This window comes from Roseovarius sp. A46, from assembly GCF_004126395.1.
Taxonomy (GTDB): Bacteria; Pseudomonadota; Alphaproteobacteria; order Rhodobacterales; family Rhodobacteraceae; genus Roseovarius; species Roseovarius nitratireducens.
Genome location: NZ_PVWS01000012.1, coordinates 1 through 13,314 on the forward strand (window position 1 = coordinate 1; position 13,314 = coordinate 13,314).

General features: G+C 65.3%; 13 protein-coding genes. 10 read left to right on the forward strand and 3 right to left on the reverse strand.

From position 1 onward, the window contains the following. Positions 1–246 (forward strand): hypothetical protein (locus C6W92_RS17840; RefSeq protein WP_206735516.1); only part of this gene is annotated, 246 nt, incomplete at its 5' end. A gap of 114 nt (positions 247–360) precedes the next feature. On the opposite strand, the gene C6W92_RS17650 is transcribed toward C6W92_RS17840, so the two are convergent. The 3 genes from C6W92_RS17650 to uvrB are packed head-to-tail and all read right to left on the reverse strand — an operon-like array spanning position 361 to position 3,081. Continuing rightward, positions 361–633 carry a type II toxin-antitoxin system RelE/ParE family toxin gene (locus tag C6W92_RS17650; RefSeq protein WP_164989194.1) on the reverse strand — a complete coding sequence of 91 codons (273 nt, stop codon included), beginning with the start codon at positions 631–633 and terminating at the stop codon, positions 361–363. Next, the gene (locus C6W92_RS17655; protein ID WP_164989195.1) at positions 626–823 is read right to left on the reverse strand and encodes a hypothetical protein; all 198 of its coding nucleotides are present in this window, start codon (positions 821–823) and stop codon (positions 626–628) included. The genes C6W92_RS17650 and C6W92_RS17655 overlap by 8 nt, the downstream gene beginning before the upstream one ends. Positions 824–879: 56 nt before the next feature. After that, a complete protein-coding gene (uvrB, locus tag C6W92_RS08015) occupies positions 880–3,081 on the reverse strand; it encodes an excinuclease ABC subunit UvrB (protein ID WP_129432483.1) in 2,202 nt (733 codons plus the stop codon). A 106-nt stretch (positions 3,082–3,187) separates the two neighbouring features. Here uvrB and C6W92_RS17960 point away from each other — a divergent pair, with 106 nt between their 5' ends. The 9 genes from C6W92_RS17960 to C6W92_RS08060 all read left to right on the forward strand — a co-directional run bounded on the left by C6W92_RS17960 (position 3,188) and on the right by C6W92_RS08060 (position 13,268). Beyond that, entirely contained in the window at positions 3,188–3,379 is a 192-nt protein-coding gene (locus C6W92_RS17960; RefSeq protein WP_129432484.1) for a DUF6525 family protein, read from the forward strand. 170 nt (positions 3,380–3,549) lie between these two features. Next, positions 3,550–5,484, forward strand: a complete 1,935-nt coding sequence (acs, locus tag C6W92_RS08025; RefSeq protein ID WP_129432485.1) for an acetate--CoA ligase — start codon at positions 3,550–3,552, stop codon at positions 5,482–5,484. Between the two features lie 13 nt (positions 5,485–5,497). Continuing rightward, positions 5,498–6,184, forward strand: coding sequence for an adenylate kinase (locus tag C6W92_RS08030; protein WP_129432486.1), 687 nt, complete (start codon positions 5,498–5,500; stop codon positions 6,182–6,184). Between the two features lie 68 nt (positions 6,185–6,252). After that, positions 6,253–6,513: a DUF4212 domain-containing protein gene (locus C6W92_RS08035; RefSeq protein WP_050662583.1), complete on the forward strand. Its 261-nt coding sequence runs from the start codon at positions 6,253–6,255 to the stop codon at positions 6,511–6,513. A gap of 14 nt (positions 6,514–6,527) precedes the next feature. Beyond that, entirely contained in the window at positions 6,528–8,309 is a 1,782-nt protein-coding gene (locus tag C6W92_RS08040; protein ID WP_129432487.1) for a sodium:solute symporter family protein, read from the forward strand. Positions 8,310–8,424: 115 nt separating this feature from the next. Next, positions 8,425–10,266, forward strand: coding sequence for a DUF294 nucleotidyltransferase-like domain-containing protein (locus tag C6W92_RS08045; protein ID WP_129432488.1), 1,842 nt, complete (start codon positions 8,425–8,427; stop codon positions 10,264–10,266). 3 nt (positions 10,267–10,269) lie between these two features. Further along, complete coding sequence (locus tag C6W92_RS08050; RefSeq protein WP_129432489.1) at positions 10,270–10,776, forward strand: hypothetical protein; 507 nt, start codon at positions 10,270–10,272, stop codon at positions 10,774–10,776. 48 nt (positions 10,777–10,824) lie between these two features. Continuing rightward, positions 10,825–11,205 (forward strand): response regulator, encoded by a 381-nt coding sequence (locus C6W92_RS08055; protein WP_129432490.1) that lies wholly within the window; start codon positions 10,825–10,827, stop codon positions 11,203–11,205. Next, the gene (locus C6W92_RS08060; RefSeq protein WP_129432491.1) at positions 11,202–13,268 is read left to right on the forward strand and encodes an exonuclease domain-containing protein; all 2,067 of its coding nucleotides are present in this window, start codon (positions 11,202–11,204) and stop codon (positions 13,266–13,268) included. The genes C6W92_RS08055 and C6W92_RS08060 overlap by 4 nt, the downstream gene beginning before the upstream one ends. The last annotated feature ends 46 nt before the right edge of the window (positions 13,269–13,314 follow it).

The following is a 13,314-nucleotide window of genomic DNA, read 5'->3' on the forward strand; positions in this document are numbered from 1 at the left end:
TGGCCTGTCCACCAACCGAGCGGCCGAAGCAGCCCGAAAGCCGCTGGAAACAAGCTGCCTGATGCCCGGCATGGCCCTCACATCGGCGCGTCGGCGCAGCAGAAGGCGTTGTTCAGACTTTCCTTAGTTTTTCAATCAAGAGCGCATATAACGCGTCATGCAGAGCAACTATTATCCATCTCAAGTTCGTTTCATCTTTTTGTTTTTGCCGTAGATTTTGGTCAACCAACTGGAGACAGCTTATAAAATGGGATCCTTCTTGATACACAAACATAGAAGCCATCACCGCCCCCGCCCTTCACATTCTCCCACGCTGCCCCGACCGCAACGCCGTTGACTGACCACGCGCTTTACTCTCCCTCACCCCCGCCTCGGGTGCAAGACCTCGACAATCTCAACCCGATCCCCCCGCACCCTGTAGATCACCCGATACCGGTAGCGCGCGGTGACGTGGTAGCGCAGGCCGGTGCCGTCGATGCGGCGGCCCATTTCCGGGAAATCCGCAATGAGCGCCACAAGGCGCGCGATCTCGGACAGCACGGCATCGGCGGCGGCGGGATTGAGGGGGCGGAGATAGTCGTCTTGTGCGGTCAGGCTGGCCAGCGCGCGGGCGGACCAGAGCGGATCAGCCACGCCGCGCGAAAAGGGCGGCGACGGCCTCGCTGTCGGCGGGCGTGAAAGGCTCGCCGTCGATCCGGCGCAGGTGGGCGCGTTCGTCTTCGGTGAAGTCCGGCGCACCCGCATGGGTGGCGATGAAGCCGTCCACGATCTCGGCCAGCGTGGCGCGTGAGGGCGCATCAAGGCTGGCGTCGGCGCGTTCCATCAGGGTTTGAAGGCGGGTATCCATACGCAGAATATAGGCCGCGCGGATATGCGCCGCTAGCCCTTTTTCCGCCGCTTCACATTCCCCCCATGCTGCCCCGGTCGTCCCGCTGTTGAGCGCCCGCGCGAGCCGACGGCGGCCTCGCTTGCCTTCTCCACCGCCTGCTGCCGGGCCAGCGGATCGTCCGCCACGGCCAGATCCACCGCTTCCAGCCGCTTGACCTCGTCGCGCAGGCGCGCGGCCTCTTCGAATTCCAGGTTCTCGGCGGCCTTGCGCATGTCCGCGCGCAGCCCTTCGAGCACCGCTTGCAGGTTCGCGCCCGCCAGCGGCTTGTCGACCTTCGCGGTCACGCGGTTCATGTCCACGTCGCCCTTGTAGAGGCCCTGCAACACGTCCTCGACATTCTTGCGGATCGTGGCGGGGGTGATGCCGTGTTCCTCGTTATAGGCGAGCTGCTTGGCGCGGCGGCGGTCGGTCTCGTCGATGGCGCGCTGCATCGAGCCGGTGATGCGGTCGGCATACATGATGACCCGGCCATCGGCGTTGCGTGCCGCGCGCCCGATGGTCTGGATGAGCGAGGTTTCCGAGCGCAGGAAGCCCTCCTTGTCCGCATCGAGAATGGCGACGAGCCCGCATTCGGGGATATCCAGTCCCTCGCGCAAGAGGTTGATCCCCACCAGCACGTCGAAGGCGCCGAGGCGCAGGTCGCGCAGGATCTCGATCCGCTCGATGGTGTCGATGTCGGAATGCATGTAGCGCACGCGGATGCCCTGTTCGTGCAGGTATTCGGTCAGGTCCTCGGCCATGCGCTTGGTCAGCGTGGTGCAGAGCGTGCGATAGCCTGCCTCGGCCACGCGGCGCACCTCGTCGAGCAGATCGTCGACCTGTGTCTCGACGGGGCGGATTTCGATCTGTGGGTCGATAAGGCCAGTGGGGCGGATCACCTGCTCGGTGAAGACGCCGCCGGTCTGCTCCATCTCCCATGCCGCCGGGGTGGCCGAGACAAAGACGGATTGCGGGCGCATCGCGTTCCACTCCTCGAACTTCAGCGGTCGGTTGTCCATGCAGGAGGGCAGACGGAAGCCGTGCTCGGCCAGCGTGAACTTGCGCCGGTAGTCGCCCTTGTACATGCCGCCGATCTGCGGGACCGAGACGTGGCTCTCGTCGGCGAAGACGATGGCGTTGTCGGGGATGAACTCGAAGAGGGTGGGGGGCGGCTCGCCCGGCGCGCGGCCGGTGAGGTAGCGCGAATAGTTCTCGATCCCGTTGCAGACGCCGGTGGCCTCGAGCATCTCGAGGTCGAATTGCGTGCGCTGCTCCAGCCGCTGCGCCTCCAGCAGCTTTCCCTCGCCGACGAGCTGATCCAGCCGCTGGCGCAGCTCCTTCTTTATCCCGATGATGGCCTGCTGCATCGTCGGCTTTGGCGTCACGTAATGCGAATTGGCGTAGACGCGGATCTTGTCGAAGCTGTCGGTTTTTTCCCCGGTCAGCGGGTCGAATTCGGTGATGCTCTCCAGTTCCTCGCCGAAGAACGACAGCCGCCACGCGCGATCCTCGAGGTGGGCGGGGAAGATTTCCAGGCTGTCGCCGCGCACCCGGAAGGAGCCGCGCTGGAACGCCTGGTCGTTGCGCTTGTATTGCTGCGCCACGAGGTCGGCCATGATCTGGCGCTGGTCATACTCGCGGCCCACGACCAGGTCCTGGGTCATCGCGCCATAGGTTTCGACGCTGCCGATGCCGTAGATGCACGAGACCGAGGCCACGATGATGACGTCGTCGCGTTCGAGCAAAGCGCGGGTGGCCGAGTGGCGCATCCGGTCGATCTGTTCGTTGATCTGACTTTCCTTCTCGATGAAGGTGTCCGAGCGCGGCACGTAGGCCTCGGGTTGGTAGTAGTCGTAGAAGCTGACGAAGTATTCCACAGCGTTCTCGGGAAAGAAGCCCCTGAACTCGCCATAGAGCTGGGCGGCCAGCGTCTTGTTGGGGGCGAGGATGATGGCGGGGCGCTGTGTCTCTTCGATGACCTTGCCCATGGTGAAGGTCTTGCCTGTGCCGGTGGCCCCGAGCAGGACCTGGTCGCGCTCGCCGTCACGCACGCCCTCGCTCAGTTCCGCAATGGCCGTGGGCTGGTCGCCCGCCGGCTCGTACTCGGTGTGCATGACGAAGCGCTTGCCGCCCTCGAGCTTGTCGCGCTCCCGCACTTCGGGCGCGGGGTTGGCGAGGACGGGGGGCGTCTTGTCGGAATGGGCGTAGGGCATCGGGTCTCCGTGGCGGGTTGGCTCACAATTGTGCGCTTTGGCCGCGGGATCAAGGGAGCTGGGCAAGGTAGGACTGCTGGGTCCGTGTTGGGCGGCGGTTCCCGAGGTGTGCTGGCCCGATCATCCGCAGGCGGCGTTGCCTTGGTCGGTGCGCTCCGCACAGCGGTTGTGGCGGCGGGCGCTTGCCGAGAGCGGCGGGGACGTTGCATGGGCCCTGTCACGACTTGACGCGGTGGAGGCGAGACAGCTTTCTTGCCAGTCCGACATCGAGCGCACGGCCCACAGAATTTTGAAATAGTAAAGTAATTTACAAACAGCCATTCGCAAACGTCCATATTTTCACATGATTTTCCTAGATAATTTCCCCAACGTTAATTTTTTACCGATTTTGTTGTATCTCCATCCCGGGAGACGTTTCGGTGCGTGACCACGACGCACGAACACACAAGGGATGGAGGACAACCCGTTATGGACAAGAGTGTAGTTGCCGTTGGGGAAAGCGGATTTCACATCGATGCCGAAAACTATGCGCGCATGTATGCCGAATCGATTCGCGACCCGGAGGGGTTCTGGGGCGAGCACGGCAAGCGGCTTGACTGGATCAAGCCCTACACCAAGGTGAAGAACACATCGTTCGCCTATGACAACGTCTCGATCAAGTGGTTCGAGGACGGCACGCTCAACGTCGCCGCCAACTGCATCGACCGGCATCTGGCGGAGCGCGGCGATCAGACCGCCATCATCTGGGAGCCCGACGAGCCCACCGACGAGGCGCTGCACATCACGTACGCCGAGTTGCACGCGCAGGTCTGCAAGATGGCGAATGTCCTGAAAGGCCTGGGCGTTGAGAAGGGCGACCGGGTGGTGATCTACCTGCCGATGATCCCCGAGGCGGCCTATGCGATGCTGGCCTGTGCCCGCATCGGCGCCATCCACTCGATCGTTTTCGCGGGATTTTCGCCTGATGCGCTGGGCGCGCGGATCAATGGCTGCGACGCCAAGCTGGTGATCACCGCCGATCACGCGCCGCGCGGTGGGCGCAAGACCAAGCTCAAGGACAACGTCAACCAGGCCCTGTTGCATGACACCGACGATGTGAAGTGCCTCGTGGTCAAGCGCACCGGCGATCAGGTGGCGTGGCGCGCGGGACTGGATTTCTGGTGGCATGAAGAGGCCGACAAGGTCAGCACCGATTGCCCGCCCGAGGAGATGAATGCCGAGGACCCGCTCTTTATCCTCTATACCTCTGGCTCCACCGGCATGCCCAAGGGCGTGGTGCATACCACTGGGGGGTATCTCACCTACGCGTCGATGACGCATGAGTACATCTTTGATTACCATCCCGGCGACATCTACTGGTGCACCGCCGATGTGGGCTGGGTGACCGGCCACAGCTATATCGTCTACGGCCCGCTCGCCAACGGGGCTACCACGCTCATGTTCGAGGGCGTGCCGACCTATCCCGATGCCGGACGCTTCTGGCAGGTCTGTGAACGCCACAAGGTCACGCAATTCTACACCGCCCCCACCGCCATCCGCGCGTTGATGGGCAAGGGCACCGGCCCGGTCGAGGGCAGTGACCTGAGCAGTCTGCGCATCCTCGGCTCGGTCGGCGAGCCGATCAACCCCGAGGCGTGGAACTGGTACAACGAGAATGTCGGCAAGGGCCGCTGCCCCATCGTCGATACATGGTGGCAGACCGAGACCGGCGGTATCCTCATCACGCCGCTGCCCGGCGTCGTGACCGATCCCAAGCCCGGCTCGGCCACCAAGCCGTTCTTTGGCGTGGCCCCCGTCGTGCTCGACGATCAGGGCAACGAGTTGGAGGGGGCGACCGAGGGCGTTCTGGCGCTCAAGGATAGCTGGCCCGGACAGATGCGCACCGTCTGGGGCGATCACAAGCGGTTCGTCTCGACCTATTTCGAGATGTTCAAGGGCTACTATTTCTCCGGCGACGGCTGCCGCCGGGACGCGGACGGCGATTACTGGATCACCGGTCGTGTCGATGACGTGATCAACGTCTCGGGGCACCGGATGGGCACCGCCGAGGTCGAAAGCGCGCTGGTTGCGCATTCCGCCGTCAGCGAGGCCGCCGTGGTCGGCTATCCGCACGACATCAAGGGGCAGGGCATCTATTGCTACGTCACCCTGATGGACGGGGTCGAGGCCACGGACGAGCTGCGCACGCAGCTTGCCAATTGGGTGCGGCAGGAAATCGGACCGATCGCCAAACCGGACGTGATTCAATGGGCGCCGGGCCTGCCCAAGACGCGCTCGGGCAAGATCATGCGCCGCATCCTGCGCAAGATCGCCGAGAACGACTTTGACAGCCTTGGCGACACCTCGACGCTGGCCGATCCGTCGGTGGTCGATGATCTCATCGCCAACCGTGCCAGCGCGTGAGGGGGCTGTGACAATGGACGGAACCAAGACATCCCGGACCGCCGTCAACCTTGTCCTGCTCGGGCCGCCGGGTGCGGGCAAGGGCACGCAGGCGCGCATGCTGGAAGACAGCTTTGGGCTAGTTCAGCTCTCTACCGGCGATCTTCTGCGCGCCGCCGTCGAGGCGGGCACGGAGGCGGGGCTTCAGGCCAAGGCGGTGATGGAGGCGGGCGATCTGGTCTCGGACGAGATCGTCATCGCCATCCTGCGCGACCGGCTGGCCGAGCCCGACTGCGCGAATGGCGTCATTCTCGACGGCTTTCCGCGCACCACGGTACAGGCCGAGGCGCTGGATGGGCTGATGGAGGACATGGGCGCAGACATCCGCGCCGCGATCAGCCTCGAGGTGGACGATGCCGCGATGGTGACGCGCATTTCTGGGCGTTTCACCTGCGCGGGCTGCGGCGAGGGGTATCACGACACGTTCAAGACCCCCGCCGTGGACGGCACCTGCGACAAGTGCGGCGGCACGGAGATGACCCGCCGCGCCGATGACAATGCCGAGACGGTGGAGAGCCGCCTGCGCGCCTACCACGCGCAGACCGCCCCGCTCATCGACTATTACGACGGCAAGGGCGTGCTCGCCCGCGTCGATGCCATGCGCGATATCGACGCCGTGGCCCAAGCACTGACCGCGGTGGTCCGAGAGGCCGTCGCGTAAGGGAACGCCCGCGCCGGGATGGTCCCGGCCCGGGCAGGAGGAAACCTTTGACAAAGGGAGGACACGCTTTGTCCGACAAGGAAGCTGCAAAGGCATATTGGAAAACCAATGTGCGCATCATTCTCTGGAGCCTGGTGATCTGGGCCCTGGTCTCGTTCGGGTTCGGCATTCTGTTGCGCCCCATGCTGTCGGGGATCGCCGTGGGCGGCACCGACCTTGGGTTCTGGTTCGCGCAGCAAGGCTCGATCCTGGTCTTTCTGGCGCTGATCTTCTTCTACGCCTGGCGGATGAACAAGCTCGATGCCGAACACGGCGTCGGTGAAGAATAAGGGAGCCGGGAACAATGGATCAGTTTACACTCAACCTGCTGTTCGTGGGCGCATCCTTCGCGCTCTATATCGGCATCGCGATCTGGGCACGCGCCGGATCGACCTCTGAATTCTATGCGGCTGGCCGGGGTGTTCACCCCGTCACCAACGGCATGGCCACCGCTGCTGACTGGATGTCGGCCGCAAGCTTCATCTCGATGGCGGGCCTGATCGCCTTTACCGGCTATGACAACTCGACCTTCCTGATGGGCTGGACGGGCGGTTACGTGCTGCTGGCGCTGCTGCTGGCCCCCTACCTGCGCAAGTTCGGCAAGTTCACGGTGTCCGAGTTCATCGGCGACCGGTTCTATAGCCCGACCGCGCGCATGGTGGCGGTGATCTGCCTGATCGTGGCGTCGCTGACCTATGTGATCGGTCAGATGACCGGTGTTGGCGTGGCCTTTGGCCGGTTCCTCGAGATCAGCAACACCGCCGGTCTGCTGATCGGTGCCTGTGTGGTCTTTGCTTACGCGGTGTTCGGCGGCATGAAGGGCGTGACCTATACGCAGGTGGCGCAATATGTCGTGCTCATCATGGCCTATACCATTCCGGCGATCTTTATCTCGCTGCAACTGACGGGCAACCCGATCCCGGCGCTGGGTCTCTTCGGCGATCATGTCGCAAGTGGCGAGCCACTTCTGGCCAAGCTCGACCAGATCGTGCGCGAACTGGGCTTCAACGAGTATACCGCCCATCATGGCGATACGTTCAACATGGTGCTCTTTACCCTGTCGCTGATGATCGGCACCGCCGGTCTGCCGCATGTGATCATGCGCTTCTTCACCGTTCCCCGCGTGGCAGATGCCCGCTGGTCGGCGGGCTGGGCGCTGGTCTTCATCGCGCTGCTCTACCTCACGGCCCCGGCTGTGGGTGCGATGGCACGGCTCAACATCACCGAGTTGATGTGGCCCAATGGCACCGATGCGCAGGCGGTTTCCGTCGAGCAGATCGATGCCGATCCCAAGTATGACTGGATGGCCACATGGCAGAAGACCGGCCTGCTGGGCTGGGAAGACAAGAACGGCGACGGGCGTATCCAGTACTACAACGACAAGAACGCCGAGATGCAGGAAAAGGCTGCCGCCAATGGGTGGGAAGGCAACGAGCTGACCAACTTCAACCGCGACATCCTCGTGCTGGCCAACCCCGAGATCGCCAACCTGCCGGGCTGGGTGATCGGTCTGGTCGCTGCCGGTGGTCTTGCCGCCGCGCTGTCGACCGCTGCCGGTCTTCTGCTGGCCATTTCATCGGCGGTCAGCCACGACCTGATCAAGGGGCAGCTCAACCCGAGGATTTCGGAGAAGGGCGAGCTTCTGTCGGCGCGTATCGCGATGGCGGCGGCAATCCTCGTCGCGACCTATCTGGGCCTCAACCCGCCGGGCTTTGCCGCGCAGACCGTGGCGCTGGCCTTTGGCCTCGCGGCGGCGTCGATCTTCCCGGCGCTGATGATGGGCATCTTTACCAAGGTGAACAACAAGGGCGCTGTGGCCGGCATGATCGCGGGTCTCGCGGTGACGCTGATCTACATCTTCCTGCACAAGGGATGGTTCTTCATCCCCGACACCAACAGCTTCACCGACGCCGATCCGCTGCTTGGCACGATCAAGTCGACCTCCTTCGGGGCGGTGGGTGCTATGATCAACTTCGCGGTGGCCTTCACCGTGTCGAAGATGACGGCCCCGATCCCGCAAGAGATCGAGGACCTGGTCGAAAGCGTGCGCGTGCCCAGAGGCGCGGCAGCGGCTGTCGATCACTGAGCGAACATGGCAGGGGCGGCGATGGCCGCCCCTGTCGATTTCCGCCCGCCGGTATTTACGGCTATCACGGGCGCTTTTAGACTGTTTTCAGATACTTCCCCAGAAAGGCCCGGCGATGCGCCAGACCGACCCCGCCCTGATCGACACGCTGTGTGCGCAGGCGCCATTCGACGCGCTGACGGACGAGATGCGCGCGCGGCTCGCGCCGGACCTCGACCTGGTCGAACTGGCGAAAGGCGAGACGCTCTTTGCCAAGGGCGCCGCGCTCAGGGGGCTTTACGTGGTTGTGTCGGGGGCCTTCGATATCCAGACCGGGGCCAATGACCTCGTCTCGCATCGCGGCCCCGGCGACATAATGGGTGAACGCGGCCTGTTGCGCGACGGCACCGCGCAACTGACGGCCCGGACGTCCGAGCCCGCGCGCGTGATCCTGGTCCCCACGGCGCATTTCCTGGACCTTATGGAGAGTTGTGACGGCATCGCCCGTTGGTTCGCGCGCGCACGGCCTACCGACCCGGCCGACAGCGGACCCTACGCCACCGGCCTCACCGCGCTCCAGGTCTCTGACCTGATGGCGCAACATCCCGTCACCTGCGCGCCGAGTGCCACCATTTCCGAGGTGGCGCGGCTGATGCGCGATCACGTGATTTCCTCGGTCGTGGTGATGGAGGATGACCGGCTGGCCGGGATCATCACCGCGCACGACCTGACCAACAAGGTCCTGGCCGAGGGGCTGGACGGCAAGATCAAGGTGGCGCAGGTCATGACACCCGACCCGGTGACCATCGCGCCGGGGCAGCTGGGCCTCGATGCGCTGATGCTGTTGTCGGAGCTCAAGGTCAATCACCTGCCGGTGGCGCAGGCGGGCCGCGTCGTGGGGATGATCGGCAAGACCGACCTTTTCCGCCAGCAGGCCGCCACCGCGAGCCACATGGTCGCGGACATCGCACATGCCGAAGGCGCGCAGGACATGGCACACGTGATGGAGCGGGTGCCGGGCCTGCTGGCGCAACTGGTGCAGGCAGGGGTCAAACCCGCCTCGATCACCCGCCGGATCACCGACATCACCGATGCGATAACGCGCCGCCTATTGCGGCTGGCAGAGGTGCGGCTGGGGCCCCCGCCCGTGCCGTATCTCTGGGCCGCGTGTGGCAGCCAGGGGCGGCGCGAGCAGACCGGCATCAGCGATCAGGACAATTGCCTTATCCTCGATGACGCCTTTGTCCCGGAGAGCCACGACGCCTATTTCGCGGCGCTGGCCAAGTTCGTCAGCGATGGGCTGGATACGTGCGGCTTCTTCTATTGCCCCGGCGACATGATGGCGACCAACCCGCGCTGGCGGCAGCCGCGCCGGGTGTGGCGCGCGTATTTCGCGGGCTGGATCGCGCAGCCAGACAACGAGGCACAGATGCTCGCCTCGGTCATGTTCGACCTGCGCGCCATCGCCGGTGAGACGGCGCTGTTCGAGAACCTTCAGGCCGAGGTGCTGGGGCAGGCGAAAAAGAACTCGATCTTCGTGGCGCACATGATCTCCAACGCACTCAAGCATACCGTGCCGCTGGGTCTCTTCCGGGGGTTTGCTCTTATCCGGTCGGGCGAGCACAAGAACACCATCGACCTCAAGCATTCCGGCGTGGTGCCGGTGGTCGACCTGGGACGCATCTACGCGCTGCTGGGGTCGTTGGAAGAGGCGGGCACCCGCGACCGGATCGAGGGCGCGCGCGCGAGCGGCGTGATCTCGGACAGCGGGGCGCATGACCTGCTGGACGCCTATGACCTCATCGCCGAGACGCGGCTGCGCCATCAGGCGGCACAGATCGCGGGCGGCCATGGCCCGGACAATTTCATGAACCCGTCCGATCTGTCGGATTTGGAACGCAATCACCTGCGCGACGCCTTCATGGTGGTCAAGACGATGCAATCGGCCCTCGGGCAGTCGCGCGGAGCGAGAGGATGACCCATGTTCTTTGAACTCATTGCCACCTTCGCCGCCGGGATCGCCGCCGCCGGGCTCGCGCTCATCGCCGGTCACCTCACCGGTGGGCGCCTGCCGCGCTGGGCCGTGCCGGTGGCGGCGGGGGCCGCGATGCTGGGCTACACGGTCTGGTCGGAATACACATGGGCCACGCGCACCGTCGAGAGCCTGCCCGAGGGGGTGGACGTTCTGGTCACGGTCGAGGAAAGCAAGCTCTGGAAGCCGTGGACATATCTCGTGCCGCAGACCACGCGGATCATGGCGCTAGACCGCTCAAGCGTGCAGACCAACCAAGAGGCGCCGGACATCCTGCTGGTCGACCTCTACTTTTTCGCCCGCTGGACGCCCCCGGCCAAGCGTCCGCAACTGATGGATTGTGAGGGTCAGGCGCGCGCCGACGTGAGCGAGGCGGCGCTCGCCGACCCGTCCAAGGCCGCGTGGCGGAGCGCGGATGCGGACGATCCGCTGATGGAGGCGCTGTGCCAGCCATGATTGAGCCTGGCATGATTGGGCAGGCATGACCGGGAGAGGAGGCCCGCAATGTCGCAAAAATCCGTTCTGCTCGTCGAGGACGAAGACAACATCGCGCTGGCGCTCGGCTACCTGATCGGGCGCGCGGGCTACCGGCTGCGCAGGGTGGCGACGGGCAATGCCGCGCTCGACGCGCTGGCCGAGGAGTGCCCCGACCTAGTGGTGCTCGACGTGATGCTGCCGGAACGCTCAGGTTACGAGATCTGTCAGATGATCCGGAGCGACGCGGCGCTCGCGGGCATCAAGGTTCTCATGATTACCGCGAGTGGCGCCGAGGTGGAGCGCCGCAAGGGGCTGGCCGTAGGTGCCGACGCCTTCATGACCAAGCCCTTTGCCACGGCCGATCTCACGGCGCAGATTCACGCGCTTCTTGCGGAGGACGCGCCATGATCGAGCGGTTAACCGAGCGGCTTGGCCTCCGGTTGCGCTTTGCGCTCTTCTTCGCCGCGCTCGGATTGGGGGGCGTGGCGCTGATCGCGGGGGCGCTGGTCCTTGGTCATATGCGCGCGGGCGGGCCGCCCGACGGCTACGTGATTGCGGGGCTAGTGTCCGGGCTGGGTGTGCTGGGGCTTGCGGCGTGGATCGGGCTCTTGTTCGATGAGAACGTCGCCAAGCCGATCCTCGCGCTCGCCTCGGACCTGACCACCCGCGCCCGCGCCGACGTGGATCTGCAGATCGATCAGGATCAGGCCCGCCATCTCGGCACGCTTGCCCCTGCCGCCAACGCGATCAACGCCGCGCTCTCGGAGGCGCGCGCCGCGCGGCAGCGCGCGGTCGAGCGCGAGACCGCCCGCATCGCCCGCGAAAAGGCGCTGTTCGAGGCGCTGTTCCGTGACCTGGGCGAGGGGGCGGTGGTGGCCACGCCAGACAACCGCGTGATGCTCTACAACCGCATGGCGCAGGAGTTGCTGGGCGATATCGGGCTCGATCGCCCGCTCTCGGCATTCCTGCGGCCCGAGCCGGTGATGAACGCGCTCGCACGGATGCAGGAGGCCCGCATTCGTGGCGAGATCGGCGCCGAGACCTTTCTTGCCGCCTCTGCCGACGGCACGCGCTTTCTGTTGGGTCGCGTCAGCCCGATCCTGTCGGACGAGGAACTCTCGGGCCATGTCCTGATTTTCCGCGACGCGACCGAGGACCTGAGCGCGCACGCCGCCCACGATCACCTGTTCACGACGCTGATGGAGGGGGTGCGCCGCCCGGCGGGCACCATCGGCGCGCTGCTGGAGGTGCTGCAATCGGTGGACGATCTCGCCCCCGAGGAACGCGCGAAGATGCGGCAGGGCATCGAGGACGAGGTGACCCGGCTCTTTGCCTGCCTTGACGACCTGAGCGCCCGCCACGCCGCGATCAAGTCGCGCCGCTGGCCGATGTCGCCGGTGGCGGTCAACCACGTCTTTGACGGGGTGCGCGCGCAGGGCGGCGCGGATATCCGCATCACGCATAGCGACGCGATGCTGAGTTGTGACGGTTTTGCTGTCACCACGCTCTTGTCGGTGATCCTGCGGCACCTTGCCGAGGATGGCAAACGCGCGGGCTTTACCCTCGCGGCAGAGCGGGACGGGGCCGAGATCCGCCTCCTCCTCGGCTGGACGGGCGCGGCGGTGGGCGACGGAGAGTTGACCGGCTGGCTAAAGGCGCCGCTGTCGGCGGCCTATGGCGATTACTCGGGGCGCGACGCGCTGGCCGCGCACCAGACCGAGATATGGCCCGAAACCGGCAAGGAGGGCTATCGCGTGGTGCTGCCCCTCGCCGCTGCCGCCGCGCCGCTCGCCCCCGGCGACGCGCGGCCCGAGTTCTACGATTTCGACCTGCCCGCCGCACCCGGCGGCGATCTGGCCGACACGCCGCTGTCCGATCTGAACTTCGTCGTGTTCGACACCGAGACCACCGGCCTGTCGCCGCGCGGCGGCGACGAGATCGTGCAGATTGCAGGATTGCGCATCGTCAACGGCCGCATTCTGCGCGGCGAGAGCTTTGAGACGCTGGTGAACCCGGGCCGGCCAATCCCGCCCGCGTCAACCCGCGTCCACCACATCACAGACGCGATGGTGACGGATGCGCCCGATATCTCCGAGGCGGGGCGGCGATTCCACGATTTCTGTCGCGGTGCGGTGCTGGTGGCGCATAACGCGCCGTTCGACCTGGCCTTCCTGCGGCTCAAGGAGCAGGCGATCGGGCGGCATTTCGACAACCCGGTGCTGTGCACGGTGCTGATGTCGGCGGGACTGTTTGCCCATACCGGGCAGCACACGCTGGATGCGCTGTGCGACCGGTTCGGCGTGCATATCCCGCCGCAGGCGCGGCACACCGCGATGGGCGATACGGTGGCCACGGCAGAGGTGTTCGTGCGGATGCTGGCGCTGTTGAGCGACAAGGGGGTGACCACGCTGGGCGGGGCCATCGCCGAGGAAGGGCGGCAGACGCGGCTGCGCAAGGCACAAGCCTACTGAGTGGCGCTGTCAGCGGCTTGACCCGCGCGGCGCGCTGTTCTACACG

What these genes read in the sequence shown, in the direction of transcription:
- C6W92_RS17655 (WP_164989195.1), bottom strand. Translation starts at nt 823, where the DNA reads ATGGAACGCGCCGACGCCAGCCTTGATGCGCCCTCACGCGCCACGCTG.
- uvrB (WP_129432483.1), bottom strand. Translation starts at nt 3,081, where the DNA reads ATGCCCTACGCCCATTCCGACAAGACGCCCCCCGTCCTCGCCAACCCC.
- acs (WP_129432485.1), top strand. Translation starts at nt 3,550, where the DNA reads ATGGACAAGAGTGTAGTTGCCGTTGGGGAAAGCGGATTTCACATCGAT.
- C6W92_RS08030 (WP_129432486.1), top strand. Translation starts at nt 5,498, where the DNA reads ATGGACGGAACCAAGACATCCCGGACCGCCGTCAACCTTGTCCTGCTC.
- C6W92_RS08040 (WP_129432487.1), top strand. Translation starts at nt 6,528, where the DNA reads ATGGATCAGTTTACACTCAACCTGCTGTTCGTGGGCGCATCCTTCGCG.
- C6W92_RS08045 (WP_129432488.1), top strand. Translation starts at nt 8,425, where the DNA reads ATGCGCCAGACCGACCCCGCCCTGATCGACACGCTGTGTGCGCAGGCG.
- C6W92_RS08050 (WP_129432489.1), top strand. Translation starts at nt 10,270, where the DNA reads ATGTTCTTTGAACTCATTGCCACCTTCGCCGCCGGGATCGCCGCCGCC.
- C6W92_RS08055 (WP_129432490.1), top strand. Translation starts at nt 10,825, where the DNA reads ATGTCGCAAAAATCCGTTCTGCTCGTCGAGGACGAAGACAACATCGCG.
- C6W92_RS08060 (WP_129432491.1), top strand. Translation starts at nt 11,202, where the DNA reads ATGATCGAGCGGTTAACCGAGCGGCTTGGCCTCCGGTTGCGCTTTGCG.